Raw genomic sequence first — 26,718 nt, 5'->3', positions numbered from 1 at the left:
TTCAATAAGATTTGATTTTATCAATTATAATTTTCATATCCTTGTCTTTAGCAAATTCCTCGATGAGAGGGATTGATTTTTCATAAAACAAGGTTTTGTCTGGCCGAATGACTTCTACTTGATTTTCTTCAAGTATCTCCATACACGCTGTCACAGATTCTTCCCAGTATTTTTTCTGTGCCTGTGCCGAAGCTTTAGCTGCCTGAGTTACCCATTTTTTCTCCTGATCAGAGAGTGTGTCCCAAAACTTGGTACTAATCACCATCACATCAGGAATAGAGGTGTGCTCATCCAGCGTAAAGTATTTGCATACTTCAAACTGATTAGACGAAACAAAAGTAGGCGCATTGTTTTCTGCACCATCCACTACACCTTGCTGCAAGGCGGTATAGAGTTCGCCCGAAGCCATGGGAGTAGCCGATCCACCAAAATTATTGACCATATCTATGGACAACTGGTGATTCATCACTCGGATTTTCAGCCCTTCGAGATCCGCAGGTACTCTCACCGGTTTTTTGGTATAAAAACTACGGCTGCCTGCATCATAAAAGCACAAACCTCTGAGCAAGTAGTCGCTGCTACCATCGAGCATCTGCTGTCCTACTTCGCCTTCGAGCACATCGAAAAAGTGCTGCTTGTCTCTAAAGAGATAAGGCACGCCGAGCACTTTGTATTCAGGCGAAAAGTTGGCCATTACAGCGGAGCTCACTTTGGTGATCGCGATGGTACCGATCTGGAGTAGTTCCAATGCTTCTCGCTCACTCCCTAGCTGACTATTGGGGAAGATATGAACCTCTAAAGTGCCAGAAGACAGCTTGCTGAGTTCGCTTTGAAAAAACTGTATCCCTTTGTGAACGGGATGGGTCTCTGGCAAATTGTGCGCAAGAAAGAGTACCTTCTCATTGCGAGAAGTGCACCCCATACTAAGCACCAACAGGACACCAAACCATCCCATCCACTGGGCAAAACCCGAAAGGGTTTTCTTTTTATACTGATTAGGCCTCATTGGCAGGTTTACCAATAGTAGCCAAAATACCTCCGTCTACATATACGATCTGCCCATTGACAAAATCACTCGCTTTCGAAGACAAAAATACTGCTGCACCTTCGAGGTCAGAAGGGTCTCCCCATCTGGCTGCAGGTGTTCGGCCTATGATGAAATCATTGAACGGATGACCATCTACTCTGATAGGAGCCGTCTGCGAAGTCGCAAAATAACCTGGCCCGATGCCGTTGATTTGGATGTTGTGACGCGCCCACTCGGTCGCCATGTTTCTGGTCAACATCTTCAGGCCACCTTTGGCCGCTGCATAAGCGCCCACGGTATTTCTACCCAATTCGCTCATCATAGAGCAGATATTGATCACCTTGCCATGACCACGCTCGATCATGCCTTTCACCACTCGCTTAGACACGATGAATGGAGCAGTCAGATCCACTTCGATCACTGCATTCCAATCTTCCAACTCCATTTCCAACAAAGGCGTACGCTTGATGATCCCTGCATTGTTGACTAGGATATCTACTGGTGCTACTTCGTTTTCTATTTTAGTAAGGGCTGCATCTACTGCTTTTTCGTCGGTCACGTCGAAGGCATATCCATGCGCCGTGATGCCCCAAGATTGGTATTGGGCTACTGCCTCATCTACTGTGTCTTGAGATCTGCCATTTACTATGATCGTCGCACCTGATAGGCCTATGCCTTTGGCCATAGCCATCCCTAATCCGTGCGTGCCGCCCGTCACGAGCGCCACTTTTCCACTGGTATCGAATAATTTAATTGACATTGTTCTAATTTTTTTATTTCAAATCGTTGATTGCTGCTACGTCCATATCGCCGTAGTCGAGGTTTTCTCCAGCCATTCCCCAGATGAAAGTGTAGTTAGACGTACCTGCGCCTGAGTGGATAGACCAAGGGGGAGAGATCACCGCCTCTTCGTTTTGCATCCAGATGTGTCTGGTCTCCTGTGGCTGTCCCATGAAGTGACATACCGACTGACCTTCAGGCACTTCGATGTAGAAGTATACTTCCATTCTTCTGTCGTGTACGTGAGCTGGCATGGTATTCCATACGCTTCCTGATTTCAATTCAGTCATTCCCATTTGTAACTGGCAAGTATCTACCACACCACCGATCAGCATTTGATTTACCGTACGAGCGTTGGCCGTTTCTGGTGTACCTAGGTCTAGTTTGCTGGCTTCCGCCAATGTCACTTTCTTAGTAGGAAATGCGTGATGTGCAGGTGCTGAATTTAGGTAAAACTTAGCAGGGTTAGCCGCGTCGTTGCTTTCGAATACCACGTCTTTGGCTCCTTGGCCAATGTATAGGGCGTCTTTGTAACCCAACTCATGCTTTTCGCCGTCTACCGTCACGCTACCGTTTCCGCCTACATTGATAATTCCAAGCTCTCTACGTGCTAAAAAAGTATCAGATTTTAACGGATCTATGGTTTCTAACTTCAAGGCAGAAGTAGGCACTGCAGAACCAGCCATGTAGCGGTCATAGTGGGTGTATACCCATACTACCTTACCAGCTTCCATTAGGTTATCTATCAAAAATTCGTCTCTGAGAGCTGTTGTCCCATATTTGCTTACTGCCTCTGGGCTAGAAGCATATCTTGTTTCGAATGTTGTACTCATTTTTCTATGATTTATTTATTCTTAATTCTTTTTAATTTCTACTTTCAATGGTTGTTTGAGACGCTTGGCAAATGCCGTTAGGTAGTTTTCCCAAGCCTCTTTGTTGGCAAATTGTCCACTTTCTTGCCAAGCAAACCCTGTGTAGTAAGTCACAGACCCATCAGCCACTTTCAAATGCATAAAGGCATTGCTCAAATCCTTTTCGTCTGTCAGATATGTCTCGGCACCTATATAAGCATCTGGGGCAGCGATCAGGGCTGTCGCCAAATAGCTGTCCGCATGTGGCTGCCAGTAGCTCACCCATCCGTACGCATCGTTGATGGTCACCTCGCCGTCATTTTCATGCAAAGTCAACCCAGCCGAGATCTCGGCCGTGCCTCCCACTTCTATTGTAAACTTAGACAGGTTGCTCCCCTTGTCTAGCGAAATATGCTTCACTTCAGAAATCACCTTTTCTCCAGCCGTCCAATCTTCATATTCCAAATCGAATGACGTGCTCAATGGCCCAATAGCTTTGGTTTCCCAAGCGATAAAATTTTTGGAAATGAAATACGCCCCACTGTCTCGCACTGCGATACCTCCACAGCCTCTACTAGACCCTACGTGAAAATTATCAAGTCCTTCGCCTCTATCCTTATGATAGGCGCCTGGCTCTTCGTCGTTGGCTTTGTACCACTTGTTGATGATCGGGTAATCTACTTTTTTCAACCAGCAATCGATACCACTAGATAGTGTACCACCTGGAATGTCTTCTTCGATCATGCGCTGCGCCGTAGGCCCATATGTTCTAAAGGCCACTCGGTCGTTTTCCCATGCGTAATCATCTGTACGCTCTGGTACAAACCTCGCAAAGCACGTAGAGTCTGCGACTTGTTGATTAATAGCACCTATGGGCTTCAACACATAGGTGCTGCTAGATTGTGCTTTTACAGATGGCTGAAACAAAAGCCCATCGACTTGCCCATCTTCGTCGCTGTCTACAGGCTGCACGATGAGCTGGCTACCCAACTCGTCGAATACACCAAAGTCGGTCAAAGACTGGCCTTCCTCCAATTTCAATTGGTCTATCGAAATGGTGACGACCTCACTAGTTCTATCTTCGTCTAGTGCGTTGGTCACGACCACTTCTATGCCTTGTGGCTGCTGCACACAGGCCGACACTGACAAAAATAGACTCATCAAGTATGCAATATTTTTAATCATAACTGTTGTGTTTTTTTATGTTAGGGTTCATCACTAATAGTCTAACTATCCTCAAAAGTATTGATAAAAAATACAATCGATTGTATTTTATGGGAAATTTTTTAAATAAATTCGCTACATGAAAAAAAAAGTAACCATCCATGACTTAGCCAAAATGCTGAACATTGACAGTTCTACGGTGTCTAGAGCATTGGCTAATAGCCCACGTGTAAAACAAAAAACACGTGACCTCATTCAGGCGAAAGCCAAAGAACTGGGCTATTCTAGAAATGTGGTGGCTTCTAATTTGCGCTCCAAGCGCACACTAACCATTGGGGTGGTAGTTCCTTATATTTCTCGGTATTTTTTCTCTACTGTGATAGCAGGAATAGAAGAGCACGCGACTGAAAACGGCTATCAAGTCATTATTTGTCAGTCGCACGACCAGATCGAGCGCGAGCAGCAGATGATACAAACGCTACTCTCATATCAGGTAGATGGGCTGCTGGTATCTATTTCTATGGAAACCGAAAACACGGATCACCTCAAGCATGTATTGAATCAGGAAGTACCACTTGTGCTTTTTGACAGAAAATGCAATGGGCTGAGCTTGCCAACCATCCATATTGATGATTTTCAGATGGGCTATGAAGCCACCAAACATCTGATCGATCAAGGATGCAGACGCATTGTACATTTTACTGGATCGGACCAAATCAGCATCTACCACGATCGAAAACAAGGCTATTGTCAAGCCCTAAAAGACCACGGCCTTGTGGTGTCTGAAGAGCTAATACTGACCAGTGCACTGAAAGAAGCAGATGGCAAACTACTCGCTCAGCAGGTCTTGGATATGCCCCTGCGACCAGATGGTATCTTTTGTGCCAATGACCTCACGGCTATTTCTGCTATGCAGTTGCTCATAGAAAAGGGTGTGAAGATACCTGAGGACATCGCCTTCGTGGGCTTTAGCAACGAGCCGCTGGGCAACTACCTTAGCCCTGCCCTCACCTCTGTCAATCAAAACCCAAAAGAAATAGGAAAAGTAGCAATGCAAACCCTACTGGGCGAATTGTCGACTAAGCCGTCGCCCGACACAGACCGCTTGGTGCCAGCTCATCTGGTAGTGAGAGCTTCGTCTCTTAAAAAAGGGTGAACTCTATCAGCGCAAGCGTATGAGGTCATGACGCAAGATGGCTAGACACTAGAGGTTTGTAGAAGCTAAAGCGAAATGCACAAAGGGTATAGTTTCAAATTCCTCTTGTGCCCCATGAAGCCCTAAGAGATTAAAACATTGTCCAACGGCTGGTACAGAAAAGCCAAACACTGACACAGAGAAGCCACCAAGCAAGTCATATAGTACCGATTTGACCTTGTGCCTCCTAAGGCCACTATGCTAGAATAGCAGCCATGTCTGGGAGGCGTTCCATCATTCTTTTAGTAAATGTCAGCTGGTTTCGGGCTCGATCATAGTTATGCTGCTCGTAGGCGATTTTGTAATAATGATCTCCACTGAGGTAATCCGTAAGAAAACGTACCCCCATAATATATGCGAGCAAGGGACCTGACAAGGCCAAATGGGCGAGCTCAATTGGCTGCAACACCTCTCGGGTCATTTCTAAATAACCATGAGCGAAGGCCTCAAACTTCTCCATATCGAACTGTATTTTATCCAAATTAAGCTCATCTTCTGCTGCGGTGCCTGTACTCGTACGTACCCCATCGCCAAAATCATAATGCACCACTCCGGGCATCACAGTATCCAGATCGATCACACAGCTGCGCTGGTGGTCGGCAGACAACAGTACATTGTTGAACTTGGTGTCGTTGTGAGTGACTCTTTGCCTAATAGCACCCGATTGTTTCAGCTTTTCGATGCCACACATTTGATCTGCCAATGAAAGCACATACTTGATCTCATCTTGGCATCTGGCTACCCGACCAGCAACATCTTGAGATACAGCCGATTGAAAAGCAGTCAATCGACTGATGATATTGTGAAAATCAGGAATCACATCTCCCAATGTACTCGCATCGAAATCATCCAGCATCATCATGAACTGCCCAAAAGCACGAGCACCATAATAAGCCTGTTCGGGTGTTTCAACTAGATCGTAAGACTCATACCCTTTGAGGAAAACCATCACTCTCCAAAAATCCCCAGAACCATCCTCAATAAAGCTTTGCCCGTTGATCGCAGGTATAATATCAATCGTCTGTGTAGTACTTGACAACTCAGCTGAAGTTACGATCTTTCTGTTGAGGTGATCCGTGACAGCCACCATGTTGCCCATAAGCAAGGGGACGTCCTGAAAAACATGATGATTGATCCGCTGCAGCAAAAAATCCTCTTGCACCCCTTCTACTCCCACTATTCTATAGGTATCGTTGATATGTCCCGAACCAAATGGAATGGCCTTACTAAATTTTTTGTCACCAAAAAACTGCGATATGATCTCTTTCATGTTTTTGATTTTAGTTCTTTTCTAATTCCTCCCCTGTAGTTGCCCACAAGTTGTTTGGGTAAACTCCTTTCTGTACCAATGCCTTCAAATTGGCTTGCGCGATCGGTTTATCTTCTTTGTAAGTCACTCCAAACCACTGCTCAGTACTCGTCAGTACGGTAACAGGAATTTGAGATTTTCTCACATTGTCCAACACCGTGGGAATGAAAAACTCAGCCTTTAGGTCTCCAACTTGTACATGATAAAAGTCCACAAAAGCGTCTTCCATATCATCAAACACTTTGGAAGTAAAGCCCATCAAATTCATAGACACGCATTCCTCTCCTGTCAAATCTGTGCGCTGCCCCTGTTCCTCATAATAAGCTCCACCTTCTGTTTTCTTGTAAATATGTGTCCTTTCGGTAATGGTATCCAAACACCCTGCATCATTCACTTTGCAAACCCCTCGGGACACACGCCCATGATCTGAAAGCGTATTTTTCAGTACAAACCCAACTAAGCAAGCATCCAACTTACTATTGTCCATGGCTTTCAATTGGTCAATAATCTTATCAAAAGACGTACGTCCATAAAAATCATCTGCATTCACAATCGCAAAAGGCTGATCTACCTCTGAAGCGGCCATCATCACAGCATGCCCAGTACCCCATGGTTTTTCTCTCCCAGCTGGCACATCCAGTCCTGCTGGCAAGTTTTCTAGCTCCTGATAGACATAGGCTACTTTGATTCGCCCTTCCATCTTGGGTCCAAATATTTCTTTGAATTCTTCTTCGAAATTTTTTCTTATCACAAAAACGATCTTGTCGAACCCCGCGGCTATCGCATCATATATCGCATAATCTACAATAGTCTCCCCTGATGGACCAAAATGATCCATTTGCTTGAGGCTACCATATCTACTTCCTAGGCCAGCAGCCAACACGACCAATACAGGTTTATTTTCCTTCTTCATTTTCTTCAATATTCAATTTTGACCAAAGTCTAATTAGTAAATACACCAAGCCTGCAAACACCGCGGCAAGGATCGACCCTTTCAACAACATGTTTTTAGAATTCGTATCGAACAAAGGCCTCCATGGCTTCGTATTCGGTCAAGCCCAATTGATCATACCCTCGGGCAGTTTCCCTATTTCTATCTTCTGATCGCTGCCAAAACTCCCGCTTGTCGTCACCTGGGAAAACTGGAGAATCTTTTTGAGATTGATGTTTGAAAATGGCCTTTCGTTTTTTCATCAAGTCTACTGGACTGAGCGGCACGGCCATTTCTATCTCTTCTATATCCCACTCTTGCCATGCCCCACGGTAGAGCCATAGGTAACAGTCCTTGGCCCAATCGTCTTTTTTTACAATGGCCAATGCCGCCAATATCGCATCCAGACAAACTTTGTGCGTCCCGTGCGGGTCTCTCAAATCTCCTGCAGCAAATACCTGATGAGGTTTTACCTCTCTGAGCAACTGCACGATGATGTCGATATCTTCCTCTCCGAGCCCTTTTTTATCCACTTTTCCTGTTTCATAAAAAGGCATATTGAGAAAATGCATATGATCATCTGCCAAGCCTACAAATCGAGCACCTGCCGCAGCTTCTCCTTTGCGAATAAGTCCTTTGATGGTACGGACTAGCGGCAAATCTGTGTATTCATTTTCTTTGTTGGCTAGCCCTGCGACTACCTCATCAAAATGCTGATCTGCGGCCTTGGTGTCTTCTGACAATACATGATTTAAGTCCTTATAAAATTCCATAAATCGGCGAGCATCGTCATCGAATACAGCGATGTTGCCAGAGGTCTGATAAGCAACATGCACGTCATGCCCTTGCTCAGCCAGTTTGAGAAATGTCCCTCCCATAGAGATCACATCGTCGTCTGGGTGAGGACTAAATACAATCGAACGCTTACGCTGTGGCTCTGCTCGTTCAGGCCTGTTTTTATCGTCTACACCTGGCTTACCTCCCGGCCAACCTGTGATGGTACGTTGCAAGGCGTTGAAAATCTCGACATTGAGAGCCTGACTGTCGGTATAGAGTGCCAGCAAATCATTGAGATCATTGAGTCGATAGTCTTCGTCTGTCAATTTTAGAATAGGCTTGTTGAGTTTTCTGCTCAACCAAATCACGGCAGACTTGGTAAGTCGAGCGTCCCAATCACATACAGAAGAAACCCAAGGGGTCTTGACTCTCGACAAATGTAAAGCGGCATGCTCATCGAGGACCACCTCTACATCTGGATGCTTTTGCAAGAAAGTAGCAGGCACTTTTTCATTCACTTCGCCTTCTACAGCTTCTTTTACGATTGGTGCTTTTTTCTCACCCCAAGCGAGCATTATAATTTTTTTGGCTTTAAACACGCTATGAACTCCCATGGTAATGGCACGACTGGGCACAAGCTCTTCTCGCCCAAAATCATTGACGGCATCTTGTATAGTAAGCGAAGCCAACTTGACCAGACGAGTACGAGACTCCAAATGTGACCCTGGCTCATTGAACCCGATATGACCTGTACGCCCGATACCCAACAATTGCACATCCAAACCTCCCGCTTCGTCTATTTTTCGTTCATAGTCGGCACAATAGTCATGCACTTCTTGTATCGAAATTTCACCATTAGGAATGTGTATATTCTCTGGTTTGATATCTACATGATTAAACAATTGCTCGTGCATAAAATAATTATACCCCTTGGTCGAGCGATTGCTCATGGGATAATATTCATCTAAGTTGAATGTAACTACATGCTCAAAAGAAAGGTCCTCTTCGCGGTGCATTCGTATCAGCTCATCATACACTTTGATCGGGCTAGATCCAGTAGCCAGCCCCAAAACAGCCTGCTGGCCTTTGGCTGCTTTGCTACGAATAATTCGGGCGATCTGCTCCGCTACAGCTATACTCCCAATCTGATTGGATTTAAATACACTAACAGGCAGTCTTTCAACACTCCCTTTTCCATAATCTACTTTTTCAGATATCATACGACTTGCTATTTGGGGTTACTTTTTTACTAAAACAGAGACGGGTCATAGACACCAATCTTCTCTAATTGATTACAAACCTGACACATTCGAAGATTAAAAACAAGAAATAATTTAGTTTTGTTCACGTGCACATTAATATTGTTCACATGAACATTTATAAATATTGACTATACTTGCACAATCATTTAGAATCCTCCACTGCGGGTATTTACTTTTACCTTCAGACAAGACGAAGCATATGAAAAAAGAAAGACTCACTACCAAAGACATCGCCAAGTTGGCCGATGTATCGCGTGGCACTGTAGATCGGGTATTGCATGGGCGTGGCAAGGTCTCGGACAAAGCCCGAGAGAAGGTGATGAAGGTATTGGAAGAGCAAGACTATAAACCAAATAAGCTTGCTAAGGCTTTACAAGCCAATAAAATAACTGTCATGGCTTTTTTAATTCCATCGCCCGAACTTGATGAATATTGGCAGTTTGCTCAGCAAGGTCTGGAGCAAGCAGTAGACGCCATGGACTTATTTAGCATCGAGGTAGCCAGCTATTACTTCGACCCCAAGGACAAGGAGGATTTTATCAATCAAAGCCAGGCACTACTCGATGCCCATCCTGATGGCGTGATCTTCGCTCCATTTTTCTATCAAGAGTCTATTGCATTCCTTACGCAATGCAAAGAACAAGACATTCCATGTGTGACTTTCAACACGCAACTCAAAGAATGTGCACAGCCGTTTATCGGGCAAGATCTATTTCAAAGCGGACAGGTAGCAGCCAGTCTAATAAAAAAATCGACCGCTACAAAAGGAGACATCCTGATCGTACACTTCGATGAAAGTGTATCTAATGCACTGCATATGCAAAAGAAAGAAGCTGGGTTTTTCGATTTTTACAGCAAACCCGAAAACGCAGGCTACAAACTCACTACAGTCAATATTCAGAAAGACGATGCCTCTGAGCTATTCTCTTACTTTGATGAAGTCTTTCAAACACAGAAAGGAATCGTAGCGGTCTATGTGACCAACTCCAAGTGCTACAAAGTGGCACAGTACCTAGCCAACAACGACATTGATTGCTTACTGATTGGGTATGATCTGATACAGGAAAATAGAACATATCTGACCAAAAGCACAATCGACTACCTGATTTATCAAAATCCAAAAATGCAGGTGAGCCTAGCAGCAAAAAACCTAGCCGATCACCTCATTCTAAACAAAGAGATGCCAGCCATCACTTTTTTACCCTTAGATATTATCATAAAAGAAAACCTAGATACCATAAAATAAAAAGTACACCATGACTTTAATCAAATCTATCTCTGGCATCAGAGGCACCATTGGCGGCAAGCCAGAAGAAAACCTAACTCCTATAGACACTGTGAAGTTTGCGGCAGCGTACGGCCAGTGGGTCTGCAAGGCGTCTCCCAACAACAAAAAAATAGTGATCGGACGAGATGCCCGAATTTCAGGAGAGATGATCAGCCAGCTGATCGCCCAAACACTCGTAGGCATGGGAATAGAAGTCATTGATATCGGTCTCACTACCACCCCCACTGTAGAAGTAGCAGTACCCAAAGAAAATGCTGGCGGTGGTATCATCATCACCGCCAGTCACAACCCCAAACAATGGAATGCCCTCAAACTCCTAAACCAATGGGGAGAATTTCTCTCAGGCGCAGAAGGAGAACAGATCATCGCCTTGGCTGAAGCCAATCAGTTCGACTTTGCCGATGTGATGGACCTGGGCAAAATCACTAAATCGGATCGACACATCGCATCGCATATAGACGATATCCTGGCACTACCCCTCGTAGATGCCGACCTGATCCGAAAAAGCAACCTTCGCGTAGCCATAGACGCAGTCAACTCTACTGGCGGAATATCTATTCCTCCACTACTAGAAGCACTGGGCGTGACTACCGTAGAGCAGCTCTACTGTGAGCCTACAGGCCACTTTCCTCACAACCCAGAGCCATTGCCTGAGCACCTGACAGATCTTTGCGATTTGATCAAAAAGGGGCAGTATGACGTAGGATTTGTGGTGGATCCAGACGTAGATCGCCTGGCAATCATCGATGAGAAAGGCCATTTTATAGGAGAAGAATATACGCTTATACTTGTGGCCGATTACGTACTGCAGGAGACTCCTGGCGATGTAGTATCCAACATGTCGTCCTCGGCTGGACTGGCACAAGTAGCCGAAAAACATGGACAAACACGGCACGATTCTGCTGTAGGCGAAGTGAACGTAGTTGCCAAAATGAAAGCCGTAAATGCCGTAATCGGAGGCGAAGGCAATGGCGGTATCATCTATCCCGAATTACATTATGGTCGCGACTCACTGGTAGGCATTGCCCTGTTTTTGACCTATCTAGCTAAATGCAAAAGCACCGTCTCGCAGCTCCGCGCAGATGCTCCTGCTTCATTTATCGCAAAGAATAAAATCACACTGACACCTAAAATAGATGTAGATACTCTACTCTCCAAACTACAGAAAGATTTTGCAGACCAACCGATCAACACGGAGGATGGACTCAAAGTTTACTATGGCAATGAGTGGATTCACATACGAAAATCCAACACAGAACCGATCATCCGTATCTATAGTGAGTCGGAAAATGAAAGCAAAGCCATTGCTTTGTTTGATCTAGCTTCCTCATACATTCAGAAACATTTATCATAATCCTACAACCATGAATAGATTTCCATTCTTCTACCTTGTCGGCCTGAGTCTCCTTTTGGGCTGTACCTCCCAAAAAGAAGCCACACATGATGTGATCAAACCCAACATCATCCTGATCTACTTAGACGATCTGGGATATGGTGACCTTAGTAGCTATGGAGCTACCGAACTTCAAACCCCACATATCGATAGATTGGTCCATGGTGGGGTCAAGTTTATCAACGGTTATGCCTCCTCGGCAACATGCACACCCAGTAGATATGCAATACTCACTGGCAGGTACCCTTGGCGGAAAAATGCTAAAATACTCTCAGGTACCGCACCACTAATCATCGATACCGCTCAAATGACGCTACCTAAAATGCTAAAAAAAGGCGGATATGCCACTGGCCTTGTAGGCAAATGGCATTTGGGCTTAGGAGATGGCTCGGTAGATTGGAATGAGCAGATTACTCCGGGGCCGAATGAGGTAGGGTTTGACGATGCCTACTACATGGCCGCTACGCAAGATCGAGTACCTACTGTCTATATCGACAATGGCTATGTAGCCAACCTTGACCCAAACAATCCAATAACGGTGAGCTACAAGCAGCCATTGGCAGATGTACCCACAGCAGTATCTCACCCAGAAAAACTCACGATGAAACCGCTCATTGGCCATCAAAACACAATAGTAAATGGCGTACCTCGTATCGGCTACATGAAAGGAGGAGCTACTGCCCGATGGAAAGATGTAGACATGGCCGATCATTTTCTAGCCAAATCTCAGGCATTTATCCAAGCACATAAAACCGAGCCGTTTTTCCTCTACTACGCCATGCAACAGCCTCATGTACCACGCATTCCTCACCCTCGATTTGCAGGAAAATCTAAACTAGGGCCTCGTGGTGATGTAATTCTAGAGGCCGATTGGTGTATAGGTGAATTGATGAAAACATTGGAAGAAGAAGATTTACTCGAAAACACCCTGCTTATATTCTCTAGCGACAATGGCCCGGTACTCAATGATGGATATGACGATCAAGCCGTGGAGCTGCTGGGCGACCACACACCTACTGGCGGTTTGCGCGGGGGCAAATACAGTCTATTCGACGCTGGTGCTCGCGTACCACTAGCTACCTACTGGAAAGGGAAAATAAAACCTACAGTATCAGAAGCACTCGTATGCCAAATGGACCTCTTAGCCTCTTTGGCTAGATTGGTGGGCACTGAAGTAGCCACTAGCGACAGTCAGGATCTCTTGAGTGCTTTGCTGGGACAAACTCATACGGGCAGAAAAGCACTTGTAATAGAAGCAACCACTCGCACCGCCTACCGTGAAGGTGATTGGATCATGATTCCTCCTTATGGTGGACGAAAATTATTGACTGATGTGAATATTGAAATTGGCAACGACACCACATTCCAGCTTTACAACCTAAAAGAGGATGTAGCTCAGCAACACAACCTCGCTGAAACAGAACCTGAAAGGCTAAAGCAAATGCTTGATGCATTTGTAGAAATCAGAGGGGAAGACTATTTAGACTACCAGCCCATTCAATGGTAATTGGTGAAATCCAGAAGCATTTGATGAAGGGACTATAGACTACAAAGCCAGCATCAACATCTATCTTTTGGCTCACCAAGACTCAGGAATCACTCCGTATTTCTGGGGAGACCTGAATATATATCCAGTTTAACCTGCATGATGCATTAAGAAATCTATTCCGAGATTAAACAGCTTCAAATCAGACACTTCGTTTCGTTTTACTCATCACCATAGCGGTGAAACCTCCTGATTTATCACTTTTTAACCGCTCATTACCAAGTCCTAATCCATCATGCAGGTTAAACTAATTTTGATTACCACCATTAAAGCCATGGAGACTCGTCCTTTTTCTTGATAAAAAGGATCGTTTTTAAATTGGACATCAATTATCGAAGTAGTAATTCCCCAACTTTACAGACTGATCCATACCCAGCCACTGCTGGCGAATCCAACTTCTACAAAAGAAAAAACTCCACGAAACTAATCCGTGGAGTTTAACCAAATCTACTTTACGAGTAGTGTTTTTAATCTGCTATATTCGCTATCACTGGATGGTGATTCGCTTTACTTCTTGATGATCTTTACCCGTGATACTTACCAAATAAAGACCTGTTTGCCAAGCAGCTGCTCGCTGCACAAACAATTTCTGCCCTGCTTTTGCTCGCTTTTGATAGACCACTTGTCCTTGGGTAGAAAAAAGCTTTACCTCCAAATCACCTTTGGCTTGCACGTTAGATAGATCAATGTTAAAACCTTCGTTACGCACAGGTACTGGGTAGATGCTCGACTGATGATCGATCGTTAGGTCTTCGGTGCTTAGTGGAATTTCAAACAACGCAGTGAGCGTCATGTTTTGGTTTGGCGTCACTGTGATACTCAGCTCTGTACCTTCTACATCACCAAACCAGCCAACAAATTTCGCATCTGCTGCAGGTGTGGCGGTAAATGTCTGCGGCACGCCTTTAGCGTACTGCCCTGCCTCAGGTGTCACGGTACCGTTCACCGCTTTGGCCACAATAGTGAACATAATCGACGAAAAATTAGCCGTAATTACTTCATCTTCCTTGGCCGTATAGGTCATCGGATTGTCTGTGGTTGTCTCTGTGCTTCCGCTAAATGTCCAATTGACAAACTCGTAGCCAAAGGCAGGCGTAGCCTCGTACTCACTCATGGCGTCTTTGTCGGTCACGACTGGGCCACTCGCTGCTGTCACACCATCTTTAGTCACTAGACCATTGTCGCTCACTACAGAAATATCGAATTGCTCAGGAACTAATTCGAACACAGCAGTGATGGTTTCGTCTTCCAATACAGTGTAGGTCAACGGATTGGCAGTACTCTCTGCCGTAGCACCACTAAATGCCCATGACACAAATCTATAGCCAGACGCTGACACGGCTGTGTACACATTTTGTGTATTGGCGTCATAATTATTTGGCGTATTGTCTATTGTACTCCCGCTCAACTCTACTGTGCCATTGGCAGGCGTAGCCACAGTGATGTCATAATTCAACAATCGGAAGTTAGCCGTAATTGTTTCGTCTTTTGTAATGGTGTAGTTCAATGGATTAGCTGTAGTAGTCGCCGTACCATTGCTGAAAGTCCAATCTTTAAATTCATATCCAACCTCTGGCACTGCCGTGTAAGCATTGACTTGATTGAGCGGATACCTGATGCCCGAAGTACCTACGGTAGTTCCCGCTAAGGTCACGCTACCATTGGTCGCTGCCATGGTAATTATTCCTGTGCAAGTAGATCCAAATTCGTATTCGACTACAGTCATGGTGATTAGGTCTCCATAACTTGTGTAGAAAGTAAAGTCACAATCCGCCGTAGGTGTGAGCGTGACTGCACCACTGGCGTCGTTGGAGCCGATCGCCGTGGTATTAGCTGCCTCCTCAAACCAATCGTAGGCGGTCTTGATGCCTACATTGAAAGTAGCTGATCCAGATGGGTCAACCTCAAAATCACCATTGGCATCTACCTCCACGCCATTGTCTTGATGGAGCGAACCATTGTCAGTACTTGGCCAATCTTTGTTTGCATAGTAATAAAAGGCATTGTTGATCGCAGCACCCGACTCTGCCACTAGATTAAATACCGAGCCCTCTCCATTAGATTTGATATAGCCATTGTTAGTAAATACAGCATTAGCTGCATCGTTTAGTCTAATTTGATTATCTCCATTTAGGTTAATAATTCCTCCTACTTCATTGGTGAAATCATCAAGAATCAAACTGTTTTTATAAGAAGCCCCTCCTGTCATGTTCATCACACCAGCATTGGTAATCGCGCCAGACTTCAGACTAATCGATCTAGCTTCCCCTGTATTAACAATGGATAACTCACCGCCTGCCATGTTTTTGAAAGAGGATGTTTCATCTGCAATTTCCATGGCATACTTATCTACGTCGGTCATTCCATCTGAGCTGATATTTATTTCACCATAGTTCACCATAGTATAACCATCTTGCAAGAAAATGGCGTGATCAGTCGTGCCTGAGACATTGAATTCGCCACCAGCTTCTATAAGAAAATCTGCAGCTTGAGTAAATCCCCCATTTAAGTAACACGAGAAACCTAATTTACCACCTGACACATTGATAACTCCTCCATTCTTGATCGTGACTAGAGAGCCTACATTTCGAGCATCTACTCCTATTTGGTCTGTTGTACCTGGAATATTGATCGTACCAGACACTTCCAAAGTACCATCCAAATCGATGGCAGGCAAAACACCAGTAGTAGATTGAATAGTAAGTGTACCGCCATCACCTACTACCAATTTACCTTTAGGGTCTATAATAACCGTTCCTTTAGTCGCCAGCGTAGGGTTAGCGTTTCCAATATTAAAATTACCATTCAAATAAACGGCTTTACTATCATCGGTCACGTCAGTATTGACCTTTAGTCCTGCTGGAGCGGTAGCATTCGAGCCTGTCACCGTATATTCGGTTACTACTCCTCCTAAGTAAAAAACTGCGATCTGTTCTGCAGTAGGAAGGACATCGCCAGCCCAGTTGGCAGCATCATCCCAGTCGGTAGAAGTTCCTCCTCCATCCCATCTTATCTCATCTTGTGCACTAGCTCCTGTGGCCAATAAAACTGGCAGTATCAAGGCTATAATTCTTCTTGTAAAATGTTTCATAAGCTATGTTTTTATTTTTCAATGACCGGAAAAAAGCGAGTCATTTCTTCATTATCAGCAGTGTAATTAACAGACTAATAATGCTCATACAAAGCCCAGGAGCACGATTTGAACGATCGTGCTAGCTTATCGTACTAATCGTACCTTAGTTGCTAAGCCGTGCACACAAGTCACGGTCACGTGGGTAAAACTCCCTTCTACTTTTACCTGCACATCGTCCGAATCATTGGCTTTTTTCCATACGCCAGACACTGAAAATGTGGTCGTCACTGGCCTACTCATGTTCTCATATTTATTGCCATGGCCTTCAAAATTCAGATCGGGTTGTACCACCTGAATTAGGAGTTGCCCCTTCGCTTCTTTGATCATCATGAGCAGAGGATCAGTCGTAGCCGTGAGCGGCCCATGTGTTAGGTTCTCACTCGCTTCATAGATCACATACCCCGTCGTACGATTGTTCTTATCTCTTACAATATGCGCCTGACCATTGGCTTGTAGCACTTCGTAACTTTTCTCTTTTTTCAAAGCGCCCCCAAATTTTTTCCACTGGTCTTCTGGTAGCGATGGGTAGATCACATACTGGTAAGACGCTCCCTTTGGCGCCAAGCCATGATCGATCCATGCCGTAGCAAAATCCCCTTCGGTTTCGTTTTGCCCTTTTGTTTTACCAGAAGCCTTTCCCGTTCTCACGGAGTACTTATTGTGATAAGACTGCTGGTGTTTCTTTTGCAAATGCACTTTTCGTGCGCTTAATAAGTGATAGCCATTACCATAAGGATCGATCACCCAGGCCTGCTTGGATTCTTCTAGCTGATGGGTCTCTGGAAAAGAGCCAAGATCTGTTTCGGACGACAAGATTTTCATTTTCTGATCTGGCAGCGCCACTTGAAACAAGTTGGTCTGGGTAGGGTGCTCAGCATCTATACTAGAGATATCTGTACCAATACATATCAATTTATCGCCAAATGAAAAGACTGATTTTTTAGCTTTCAGATGTCCAGGGTAACCGATATTAACCTCTGGACCATCGGCATTCGACCCCTTCGTTTCACTCAGTATCATTCCAAACACACCGTTGCCATCTTGCTCTACTGCTCCAGCAAAGGTCTCTCCAGATCGATACATGATCAGTGCTGCTTCGGGTTCGAGTTCTTCGAAGGGCAGATTGATCACTGTAGCTCCAGGGTAGCGATTCCAGTCCCACCCGTCGTGAGCAAAACCACTGCCTTCATTGCCTCCTTCGTTGTAGAGCTGGATGGTGCCATTGGCGGGGTATCTCCCGTAGCGATTGTCAGTCACATAAATCTCAGAAGCCCACACATATTTGCTATAGCCCTTGATTATGGCCGCCCAGTTGTTTTTCTTTTGCACAGCAGTGGCCGCATAGGGGAAGGTATAATAACCTGACAGCTCCTCTTTCTCTACGCCATTGAGGGCTGCAAATACACGTGCCGAAATGGGATCTTCCTCACCCCAAAGACTCAAATAAGCCGCTGCCACCTCCTTGTCTATACCAGATGTGCTCCCTGGCGCTCCCGCATTAGTCATTTGCAAATAAGCCTCACGAAGCGATCGAATATCTGTGCCTAATGGATGACGACCAGCATTACCGAATCCGATATCATACCCATGACTATAAAGTCTGGTAGCCATAAATGCCTTTCGGAAATTGGCATGCCCTTCAGGGCTAATGGAAAACGAAGTACTCGATAGTGCCTGGATGATAGATGGCACATTGCGATAAGCACCCAGTGCATAGGCTGGATAGTGTCCATTGTGATGCCAACCCGTGCCATCTACTTTAAACACGCCCTTTTCATCGTCTTGCGCGAGTACAATCGACATATAATTGGAATAGGCAAGCAGAAGAGCCTGTTGCTTGGCTTTGTCATCGGTCAAGAATATGAGCATCAGGTGATAAAAAGCCTGTGTATTGAGATAATCTATATTGGCGTGAAACTCACTTTCGTCCCCTAGTATTTTACCTAGATTGAACAGCCACATGAGGCTTGCGCCTACTTCATTGATCAAGCCGTTGTCTTCAAGTGCCTCCCGCATCACAAAGAAGCCCAATGCCAACTCACGAGTGTTGTACCCGATGTGATGCCTGGTACCACCAGAGGCCCCTTCTTGCCAGCCTTGATCTAAGTAGTATTTAGTACCGAGCACAAACATCTCCTCGATTTTAGTACGCTGACCAGCATCTGCCCGATCATAGTAGGTACCCAAGGACTTCATCGTCTTTCCAAAGTCCATGATGTCGTTGTGCTTGCCGTTGTTTACTTCATTTTTGCCATATGAAAATTCTGAATGACTAAATGTGAGCGGAGGCCCTACTACTCGCCCATCAATTTCTTTAAGTTCTAGTTTATCAAAATCACTCTCCAAACGATCCATATAGATTTTGTATCTAGGAGCTAATGCGGTGTAGCTACTCATACGTGATTCTATTTTAGCCAACTCAGCAAGGGTATTCGGCTCCAGAGGAACCAACTCGACATGGTTAATTCTGTTTATATCTCTGATGAGTGGCATCCAATGATCTGCCCCTGGCTCTTTGTCTCTTTTGATAAAAGGCACTAACTGATCTGGATAGGCATGTCTATCGTCGATAAACTGCGAATAGATGATATCATCGAAGTAAATGCTACCCGAACTAGTTGTCTCATCTACTGACATCGTAAGACCATCGTAGGCGATTTCTTCTCCTCGCTGAGGAGCTTGGCCTTCCATTTCATGAAACGGCACCCAAAGTGTACGCCACCCTGTAAAGTCCAAGTTTATCGAGAACCAAACCTCTGATTGTACCCCTTTGCTAAAAGTAAATTTGAGCGGAGTCTCTTGTGCTTTTTCATTGTAAATAGAGAAACAAAAAGTAGGACTAGCAGGGAAATGATCGCCGTATTTAAGAGGACTCTCGTCGTGAGACAAGATCAAGAAATCCTCGGTACTGATCGTGCTTTGTCCTGTCCATTCCCAATGCAACGCATGACTACCAAACTTGTACCTATCTCCACTCAGAGACAAGCGGCTGCCTCCGCTAGAGCTGTACTTCTCCAAGTCCGAAGTAGATTCGAACGATGCTATAACCTGTGCTTCTAAGCTGTGTATAGCCACCGTACCCAAACCTGCGAGAATCGCTCCCCTCACCCAAACCCTTACATTATTAAATAATCCCTTCATATTCCTTTAAAAAAATTCGTGCTAAAAATGGTTGGTTTGGATTCCTTGGTTCGAAACGGCTTAGTGCACAAGCAGCTTCGTGACTTGCCTTGATGCGCCCTCGCTCACAGTCAGAAAATACATACCTGATCGCAAAGTACTCGGCAATGTGAGCCCATAGCCGCTAGACGAAAGGGCTACCGTCAAAGGTATTTGTTCTCCCGAAAGGGTGGTAAGCATCACAATAGGCTTTTCTCCTCTCTGTATTTTCGTTTGTAAAAACAAGGTTTGCCCGATGGCTACTGGATTAGGAAAAACAACCAAAGACGCTGCTTCTCGCTCATTTACCGTCAAGGCCTCTCTATAAAAAAACGACAGTTCATATGTTCGCTTTGTTCCGTTCTCTGCCACAACTGTAATGATGGATTTATCCGACAAAGATGCTGCTTGCTTGATCTGTACCTCAGCTTTAGTGTCTTCTGCCACAGCAGTCACTTCAGGCACTTCGGACACAGGTACTGTATATTCCGTTACTTGCCTAATGAATACCTCCAATGATTTGCCGTCTACCAGAATATCAGACAGGTAGTTATTGCCAGAAGCGAAATCACCTTCCATAGGCACCCATGAGATATCATCAATGGCCACGGCATTGTTGCTACTAGTTGCTGAGGCATTCCTGATGGCTATCACTACATCGCCTTCTATAAAAATATCTTCCACCACAAAATCATACTTAGCATCATCCGAGTGTGTCTGAGAGCCTACTACATTACCATTCACTAGCAACTCTAGTTTTCTAACACTCCCCTCGTCCCATTTATTAAGACAGCGTGCGCTGAATGAGCGAATCCCTCCAGCAATGGCCTCTGAAGTAAGGCCTGTTTCACCTGAGTTAAAATACATCGAACGACTAAAGCCATCCAGATATCCATCGATCACTCGACCATCTACAGTCCACTTGAAGTCATTGTCTCCAGTATAAGTAGTCTCTTGCCAGCCTTCGGTTGGTATTTTATCGAGCGTCTCTGTGTAAGAAAACAATTCTAAATCCAGCATGTAAATTCTATCTATCCCTGTAGTAGAGGTGACTTTGATCTCTATACTACCAGGTAATGTAGATGGGTATTGGATATCTACAATAGCTTCTGCTACCTCTGGCACTACAGTTACCTCTGGTATAGTAGATGCCACTATAGGATATCGCATGAGACGCTGATCGAAATTGTCCAATGCTTTGCCATCTACCTTGATCGACAAGAGGCTATTGGATGAGCTACTGATCCAGGAAGGCAGTGAACCTACCCTGTGAGTAAGCTGATGCTCGTACAGCGAGGCTTCATCTACATGCTCTCCTGGTGATTCGTTTACTTGTGTCTGTCCTGGCATCGATTCGAAACCTTTGAGACCAGATACGATAGGCATCACCAGCTTGTGCCCAGCACCCGTCCCTGGCTCCCAATACACATAATAAGGATCTTTGTCCACCTGAGCACCCGTAGCGTCAACATTCCAAACAACTAAGTGCCTGAGGTGATTGGGCAAACTGCCTACAGCTCCGCCCATATTGAACCCAAACCCACCTACTACACCATCTAGCAAATTGGCTCTAGGCTGAGAAGAGTGAATTTCCACACCGCTAGACGCTGGTTGGTAGTTTTTCCAAATGACATTGCCAATGGCCGCTGCCGCCAATCCGCAACCATGCCACACACCCGTGGTATAGTCGGCATTGAGACCAATCACTGTACCCGTACTGGCATTGGAGGTTACAAAGTCGTGTCCTGGATTGCCTACGTATCTGTTGTTCAACCCAGAACAATAACCAGAGAGTTTGAACTGACCTGCCTGACTCATGTTCGAATATTCTACGTTGTAGATCCAACCATTCACTACTTGATTGAGCTGAATGCCACTCCATCCAGAATCGTCTTGCCAGCTTCTATGGTGTACGAAGGTGACATTAAACCCTCCTTGATAAGCCAAATCCATCACGCCTACTTCTTCCAAATGAGGGAAGGTTTCCAAATACCAATTGTATTGAGTATTGACAGAACGGTGAATGGGTTCTTTGAAGGTGACCGTGTTGCCATTTACAGCAGCTACCTGATGTACTTCTTTGAGCTCTACTTTAGTATTGATTCCTGTAAATAGAGGATCTATATCATAGGGCGAAAATTCTTCTTCGATCAGATCGGGATCATTGTCCGAAAGTACCAATCGCACCCACTGCCCTACAGAAACATTGGATGCATTGGCGAGTTGTACACTGAAAGTTTCTCGTGTAGCATTGGCCGTCACGTCGGATATTTTTGAAGTGCTTTTACTCGCTGGCACAAACTGGATCAAAAAGGGAGAAGTCCACATCTGACTGGGATTAGACGGCTCGGTATAGCTGTTTTGGATCAGTTTGGTACCATCAGGGCCAGAGCCTGCTCCTCGGATTACGATCTTGCTTTTTTTGATATAAATAATTTGATTGATGTCGTCCGACGACTCGTTAATCAAAAAATCGCCTGCTGGAAAATACACAACGCCTTCCCCATTGGCCTCCGCTGCTTGAATGGCTTGCATAAAAGCGTTTTTGTCCGAAATATTGTCATTGGGGATAGCCCCGTAGTCTGTTACATCAAAGACCTTATAAGAAAAAGTGGTAGGTATTGGATCTTCACCGTTGTGATATCCAGCATAAGAAAAATCAGGTAATTCTGGTTCTGTATCGTTGGCTCTTGCGTTCACATAAGCCTCCCAAAGAGCACTTGGATTTTGACCCATAGATGAGCCCACTGGCAACCAAACCAAGACCAGTATTAGTATTTTCGTTAGTTTCATATTCTTTCTTTTTACCATAGCTTTCTACACACATGTACTTTCGAAACACTTGTGTTGCATGAGGTAAAACTAGCTAAAGCGACCTGTGAGGCTTTGCAGATACGTTCAGATTTGATGAACAATAGTTCAGAATGGCTGGCAAGAGCCCAAAGTGCTACAAAACAAGCTATTGCTTGGCCATCCAAGCTTCTGCCAATTTGGGCCAAGTCTCTGCTGCTACATTGCCCTTTCTTAGGCCATAGCCGTGTCCTCCGTCTGGCAGTATTCTAACAAATGGATTTATTCCAATTTTCGACAAGGCATCTACAAATGCAGGTATCTTTTGCCCGTATCCATCGTCTGCCGTACTGAATATAAAAGTATCAGGCATGTTTTTATTTATACCCCATTCAATCGGCGTTTCGTGATCCAAATAGGCTGGATAGATTGCCAACACAAAATCTACATCAGCAACTGGCGTCGCCTCTTTGGTGCTACTACTCGACCGAAGGGAAAGGTGTGCTCCTGCAGAAAAACCCATCACTCCCAGTTTAGACTTGCCTTGTACGGCCATCCATTGGCGTACCTGATCTACTGCCTTTTTCAGATCCTGCATGGCCCGATCTTTTTGCTGAGGCACACTGTATTGCAGCAAGCCAACTGAATACCCAAGGCCAGTGAGCCAATCTACGACCTCATAGCCTTCGAGATCCATCGCCAATAGCTGATAGCCTCCTCCAGGGCACACAATCAGCGTTTTCCCATTGTCCTTCGCTGGATTTGGTATAAAAAGCTCTACAACGGGGCTTGACACTTTCGTATACTTGAGCACTCGATGCTCCGTATCCCTCAATATCTCTGGCTCCTGAACTAATGATGAATCATAAAGTTGAATCAAAGTATCTCGCTGCGATTTGCTTTGTGTCATGTCATTATTATTTTTCAAAATTTTGTCTGGCGCAGCCCACAAACCAACTTTCACACCTACAAGTACCAATAATACTACGGTTGCTATTCGTCTCATCGAACGATCACTTTTGTTTTCGTATGCTTTACCCTATTCATTCCTTTGGCTCGTCGAAGGCATTGGGGTATTCTACCAGTTTCTTATTCCGAAAGTAGGCATTGACCTTGCTCAGGCTGTGCTCTACCTGTGCTGCGTTTACTTGAGGCAGTTGCTTTTTCAGTTCGGCTACCACCGATGCATAGGCAGTATCAGAAGCCACATTGTACCATTCGTTTGGGTCTGTCTGATGATCGTAGAGTTCTGCTGTACCATCTTCATAACTGATATAGTTGTATGCTCCTAGTTTTATGCTGTGATTGTTTTCTCCGTAGGTCGTAATGGCAGCATAAGGCCACGCCTGGTTGGGTTGATCGATCAAAGGTCGTAGACTGTGTCCGTCTAGCTGATCTACTACAGGCAATCCACACAGATCGGCGAGTGTTGGGTACATATCGATCAGCCCTACTGCGGCCTCTACCTTCTTGTTTTGAGGTAGATTTTGACCTGCAAAAATAAGCGGCACATGTGTGGAGCGTTGCCATAGCGAATGCTTAGCAAAGCGATTTTTTTCACCCAAGTGATATCCATGATCCGACCACAACACCACTATCGTGTTGTTGGCATACTCGCTTTGCGCCAAGGCCTTTAGCACCTCGCCCACATAATGATCCGTGAAAGCCATACAAGCCAAATAGGCGCGTACTGCGGCTTTCCATTCTCCAGACTGCTTGGCCCATTCGGCAGTTGGCATCATGGGCACTTCTGCTATGGCCTGACCTATCGCAGGGATGTCCTCAAAATCAGTAGCCAAATAAGGCGGCAGATCGATACTGTCTAGTTCGAACTTGTCCAGCCACTGCTGTGGCACATACCACGGCACATGCGGACGCACAAACCCTACACCTAAAAAGAATGGATCTTTGTGCGACTGCTGAAGCTGATCTATCGCCCACTGGGCAATGTTGTAATCTGGCATAGATTCGTCCTGACTCGGAAAAGCTCCCCAGTCGGTAACCGTGCCTTTGGGCTGACCAAACCACTCTGGGTCGAACTTAAATCTCCGCTCTGGATAAGGACCAAACATACCGAAGGTTCCTCCGAATTGCTGAAAAGCACCTGCTTCATCTCCACTATGCAAGAGCTTGCCTACTCCCATAGTTTTGTAGCCATGCGAGGCAAAGTATTCTGGAAGCAACTGAGCTTGCGCCAATGATGTACTGCTTTTTTTGATCTGATCGTCTGCAATGTGCTGATAGATACCTGTAGTAGATGGCAATAGACCCGTCATGATAGATGCCCGAGATGGGCCACACAATGGTGCCTGACAATTGGCATTTTCAAACAAAACGCCACGAGCTGCCAGCCTGTCTATGTTGGGGGTGAGTGCATCAGGGTGTCCCCCTAGTGCTCCCACCCAATCATTGAGATCATCTACTGCGATAAAGAGCACATTGGGCGGTTTCACCTCTGGTTTGTGCTGTTTGCAAGCGACCAAAGCCACTACAAGTAATGCCAGTATACAGGTTGTTCGAAGGATACTCATCGGCTTAGTTGTAAGGGATGACTTCGCTGTATTTTTTCTTTTGGTACCAAGGATCGTTGGTGCGTTTGAGCTCTTCGGCTAATATTTTTAATAGCGCTTTGGACTCTGTTGGCTTTTGATCCAAAGGAATTTTATTGAGCTGATAAGGATCTTCTACATTGTCATACATAAAAGATTCCGCCAAATCTGTTCCTTGCTTTTTTGCCCATGCTTTTTTGTTTTCTCTTAGGCATAACGTGTATCTATCCGACAGTACGCCTCTGGCATTGCCTAGCATCACCAATACTGCTTCTGGCTTTTTCACTTTGCTCTTGGCAGGGTTTTCTAGGTAATCAGAAAAATCGTACCCTTCTATTCCTTTGGGTATTTGCTTATTCAAACCAGCTAATCCCATAGTGGTAGGCAATACATCTGGCACACTGATGAGCAAATCTGTGATAGATTCTCCTTTGAGTCTATCAGGGTAATGCACGATAAATGGAATGGCCATAGCCTCTAATTCTACTGTGTTTTTACCTTCTTTTCCATGACTACCGAGCATTTCGCCGTGATCTGAGCTGAAGATCACAATCGTATTGTCCAGTTCTCCCATTGCGCTAAGCTGATCCAATACTTGGCCAATGTAGGTATCTACGCTCGTCACATTGGCAAAGTAGTGTCTGGCGTAATTGGCTACTTCTAAGTCTGCATTTTCTCTTACTACCAACGACTGATCTACTTTAGGGAATTTGTCTGTGTCGTAATGCTCATGTAGCGCTTCCATGTCTGTACTTTCATCCGTCCATGGATTGTGTGGGGGGTTTAGCGACCAAATCATGCAAAACGGCTTGTCGTTATCTCTTTGTTTGTTTTGATTTTTTAAGTAATCGACGATAAGATCCGCTTCGTTTTTAGCTGAAAATGTCTTGGGCAGATACAACTCACCATCAGACTTGCCACCTACTGCCGCTGGGTCACTAGCATACACCATAGGGTTGTAGTGTTCATCTTTCACAGACTGGTAGAAATACTCAATACTGTGCCGTGATGGGCCATTGGGGATGTAAGTATCGTACTGATTGGCATAGTGCCCGCCAGGTGCCTCTGTGGTTCCCTTATAGTTGCCGTTTTCGTCGAAAAGCGGGTCGTTTTTCAGCCAATGACATTTTCCGAAATAGGAAGTGTTGTATCCAGCATCATAAAACAAATCCGTAATGGTGGGAATATCATCTCTTAGACTTTCGTTTCTGTCTTGTCTACAGTTGTTCCAAATACCATTTTGCTCAGGGTACCTGCCCGACAGCATCATGCCTCGGTATGGGCTACAAAGCGGGAAGTTGCTCACTGCCTGAGTAAACACTACACCATTTTTAGCGAGCTTGTCTATGTTGGGCGTGACCACAGGATCTGGCTTGCCTATCACTTGATCTCTATAAGGTTCCTCAGACCAAAAACCAGCGCTATACCTGCGCAATTGGTCTGGAAAGATGATCAATACATTGGGTTTCTTTTTCTTCTCTCCATCGGCCGGCTCAGTGGCTCGGCTCTGAAAACTGATACAGGTAGAGATCAACAATAGGTATGTAAATAGTTTCATGTTTTT

The 26,718-nt window shown here is 45.0% G+C and carries 17 protein-coding genes; 4 read left to right on the top strand and 13 right to left on the bottom strand.

The genetic code is table 11. The annotated features are described in order from the left end of the window. Nucleotide 1: 1 nt before the first annotated feature. The 4 genes from N7E81_RS09430 to N7E81_RS09415 are packed head-to-tail and all read right to left on the bottom strand — an operon-like array spanning nt 2 to nt 3,843. Nucleotides 2-1,006, bottom strand: a complete 1,005-nt coding sequence (locus N7E81_RS09430) for a TRAP transporter substrate-binding protein (RefSeq protein ID WP_263053035.1) — start codon at nt 1,004-1,006, stop codon at nt 2-4. Beyond that, nucleotides 996-1,787 carry a gluconate 5-dehydrogenase gene (locus tag N7E81_RS09425; protein WP_263053034.1) on the bottom strand — a complete coding sequence of 264 codons (792 nt, stop codon included), beginning with the start codon at nt 1,785-1,787 and terminating at the stop codon, nt 996-998. The genes N7E81_RS09430 and N7E81_RS09425 overlap by 11 nt, the downstream gene beginning before the upstream one ends. Nucleotides 1,788-1,800: 13 nt before the next feature. Then, entirely contained in the window at nt 1,801-2,640 is an 840-nt protein-coding gene (gene kduI, locus N7E81_RS09420) for a 5-dehydro-4-deoxy-D-glucuronate isomerase (RefSeq protein ID WP_263053033.1), read from the bottom strand. A gap of 21 nt (nt 2,641-2,661) precedes the next feature. Continuing rightward, nucleotides 2,662-3,843: a DUF4861 domain-containing protein gene (locus N7E81_RS09415; protein WP_263053032.1), complete on the bottom strand. Its 1,182-nt coding sequence runs from the start codon at nt 3,841-3,843 to the stop codon at nt 2,662-2,664. A 118-nt stretch (nt 3,844-3,961) separates the two neighbouring features. Between N7E81_RS09415 and N7E81_RS09410 the strand changes: the two genes are divergently transcribed. Continuing rightward, the gene (locus tag N7E81_RS09410) at nt 3,962-4,978 is read left to right on the top strand and encodes a LacI family DNA-binding transcriptional regulator (protein ID WP_263053031.1); all 1,017 of its coding nucleotides are present in this window, start codon (nt 3,962-3,964) and stop codon (nt 4,976-4,978) included. A gap of 235 nt (nt 4,979-5,213) precedes the next feature. Here N7E81_RS09410 and N7E81_RS09405 read toward each other — a convergent pair whose 3' ends face one another. From N7E81_RS09405 to nagB, 3 genes are all read right to left on the bottom strand, one after another. Continuing rightward, on the bottom strand, nt 5,214-6,287 hold the full coding sequence (locus N7E81_RS09405; protein WP_263053030.1) for a phosphotransferase enzyme family protein: 1,074 nt from the start codon (nt 6,285-6,287) through the stop codon (nt 5,214-5,216). Nucleotides 6,288-6,297: 10 nt separating this feature from the next. Beyond that, nucleotides 6,298-7,239, bottom strand: coding sequence for a nucleotidyltransferase family protein (locus N7E81_RS09400; RefSeq protein WP_263053029.1), 942 nt, complete (start codon nt 7,237-7,239; stop codon nt 6,298-6,300). A gap of 95 nt (nt 7,240-7,334) precedes the next feature. Beyond that, a complete protein-coding gene (nagB, locus tag N7E81_RS09395) occupies nt 7,335-9,254 on the bottom strand; it encodes a glucosamine-6-phosphate deaminase (RefSeq protein WP_263053028.1) in 1,920 nt (639 codons plus the stop codon). A gap of 241 nt (nt 9,255-9,495) precedes the next feature. On the opposite strand from nagB, the gene N7E81_RS09390 reads away from it, so the two are divergent. From N7E81_RS09390 to N7E81_RS09380, 3 genes are read left to right on the top strand one after another with little or no spacing between them, the layout of a single operon-like run. After that, nucleotides 9,496-10,542 carry a LacI family DNA-binding transcriptional regulator gene (locus N7E81_RS09390; RefSeq protein WP_263053027.1) on the top strand — a complete coding sequence of 349 codons (1,047 nt, stop codon included), beginning with the start codon at nt 9,496-9,498 and terminating at the stop codon, nt 10,540-10,542. Between the two features lie 10 nt (nt 10,543-10,552). Further along, on the top strand, nt 10,553-11,938 hold the full coding sequence (gene glmM, locus N7E81_RS09385; RefSeq protein WP_263053026.1) for a phosphoglucosamine mutase: 1,386 nt from the start codon (nt 10,553-10,555) through the stop codon (nt 11,936-11,938). A gap of 10 nt (nt 11,939-11,948) precedes the next feature. Next, nucleotides 11,949-13,484, top strand: coding sequence for a sulfatase family protein (locus N7E81_RS09380; RefSeq protein WP_263053025.1), 1,536 nt, complete (start codon nt 11,949-11,951; stop codon nt 13,482-13,484). A 526-nt stretch (nt 13,485-14,010) separates the two neighbouring features. Here the strand turns inward: N7E81_RS09380 and N7E81_RS09375 are convergent. The 6 genes from N7E81_RS09375 to N7E81_RS09350 form a co-directional block, all read right to left on the bottom strand. Next, nucleotides 14,011-16,614: an InlB B-repeat-containing protein gene (locus N7E81_RS09375; protein ID WP_263053024.1), complete on the bottom strand. Its 2,604-nt coding sequence runs from the start codon at nt 16,612-16,614 to the stop codon at nt 14,011-14,013. Nucleotides 16,615-16,740: 126 nt separating this feature from the next. Continuing rightward, entirely contained in the window at nt 16,741-19,797 is a 3,057-nt protein-coding gene (locus N7E81_RS09370; RefSeq protein WP_263053023.1) for a chondroitinase family polysaccharide lyase, read from the bottom strand. A gap of 60 nt (nt 19,798-19,857) precedes the next feature. Continuing rightward, a complete protein-coding gene (locus tag N7E81_RS09365; RefSeq protein WP_263053022.1) occupies nt 19,858-22,608 on the bottom strand; it encodes a DUF4955 domain-containing protein in 2,751 nt (916 codons plus the stop codon). 166 nt (nt 22,609-22,774) lie between these two features. Next, entirely contained in the window at nt 22,775-23,611 is an 837-nt protein-coding gene (locus N7E81_RS09360; RefSeq protein WP_263053021.1) for an alpha/beta hydrolase, read from the bottom strand. 37 nt (nt 23,612-23,648) lie between these two features. Next, nucleotides 23,649-25,136, bottom strand: a complete 1,488-nt coding sequence (locus N7E81_RS09355) for a sulfatase (protein WP_263053020.1) — start codon at nt 25,134-25,136, stop codon at nt 23,649-23,651. A 4-nt stretch (nt 25,137-25,140) separates the two neighbouring features. Further along, entirely contained in the window at nt 25,141-26,712 is a 1,572-nt protein-coding gene (locus N7E81_RS09350; RefSeq protein WP_263053019.1) for a sulfatase family protein, read from the bottom strand. Nucleotides 26,713-26,718: the final 6 nt, after the last annotated feature.

This window comes from Reichenbachiella carrageenanivorans (assembly GCF_025639805.1).
Lineage (GTDB): Bacteria > Bacteroidota > Bacteroidia > Cytophagales > Cyclobacteriaceae > Reichenbachiella > Reichenbachiella carrageenanivorans.
Note: the sequence above shows the minus strand (reverse complement) of the source record. Positions and strands in the feature narration are given on the sequence as shown.

Excerpts from the sequence above, each read along its gene's own strand:
- N7E81_RS09425 (WP_263053034.1), bottom strand. The coding sequence starts at position 1,787 with ATGTCAATTAAATTATTCGATACCAGTGGAAAAGTGGCGCTCGTGACG.
- kduI (WP_263053033.1), bottom strand. The coding sequence starts at position 2,640 with ATGAGTACAACATTCGAAACAAGATATGCTTCTAGCCCAGAGGCAGTA.
- nagB (WP_263053028.1), bottom strand. The coding sequence starts at position 9,254 with ATGATATCTGAAAAAGTAGATTATGGAAAAGGGAGTGTTGAAAGACTG.
- N7E81_RS09400 (WP_263053029.1), bottom strand. The coding sequence starts at position 7,239 with ATGAAGAAGGAAAATAAACCTGTATTGGTCGTGTTGGCTGCTGGCCTA.
- N7E81_RS09350 (WP_263053019.1), bottom strand. The coding sequence starts at position 26,712 with ATGAAACTATTTACATACCTATTGTTGATCTCTACCTGTATCAGTTTT.
- N7E81_RS09370 (WP_263053023.1), bottom strand. The coding sequence starts at position 19,797 with ATGAAGGGATTATTTAATAATGTAAGGGTTTGGGTGAGGGGAGCGATT.
- N7E81_RS09355 (WP_263053020.1), bottom strand. The coding sequence starts at position 25,136 with ATGAGTATCCTTCGAACAACCTGTATACTGGCATTACTTGTAGTGGCT.
- N7E81_RS09430 (WP_263053035.1), bottom strand. The coding sequence starts at position 1,006 with ATGAGGCCTAATCAGTATAAAAAGAAAACCCTTTCGGGTTTTGCCCAG.
- N7E81_RS09410 (WP_263053031.1), top strand. The coding sequence starts at position 3,962 with ATGAAAAAAAAAGTAACCATCCATGACTTAGCCAAAATGCTGAACATT.
- N7E81_RS09375 (WP_263053024.1), bottom strand. The coding sequence starts at position 16,614 with ATGAAACATTTTACAAGAAGAATTATAGCCTTGATACTGCCAGTTTTA.
- N7E81_RS09415 (WP_263053032.1), bottom strand. The coding sequence starts at position 3,843 with ATGATTAAAAATATTGCATACTTGATGAGTCTATTTTTGTCAGTGTCG.
- N7E81_RS09360 (WP_263053021.1), bottom strand. The coding sequence starts at position 23,611 with ATGAGACGAATAGCAACCGTAGTATTATTGGTACTTGTAGGTGTGAAA.
- glmM (WP_263053026.1), top strand. The coding sequence starts at position 10,553 with ATGACTTTAATCAAATCTATCTCTGGCATCAGAGGCACCATTGGCGGC.
- N7E81_RS09365 (WP_263053022.1), bottom strand. The coding sequence starts at position 22,608 with ATGAAACTAACGAAAATACTAATACTGGTCTTGGTTTGGTTGCCAGTG.
- N7E81_RS09405 (WP_263053030.1), bottom strand. The coding sequence starts at position 6,287 with ATGAAAGAGATCATATCGCAGTTTTTTGGTGACAAAAAATTTAGTAAG.
- N7E81_RS09380 (WP_263053025.1), top strand. The coding sequence starts at position 11,949 with ATGAATAGATTTCCATTCTTCTACCTTGTCGGCCTGAGTCTCCTTTTG.
- N7E81_RS09390 (WP_263053027.1), top strand. The coding sequence starts at position 9,496 with ATGAAAAAAGAAAGACTCACTACCAAAGACATCGCCAAGTTGGCCGAT.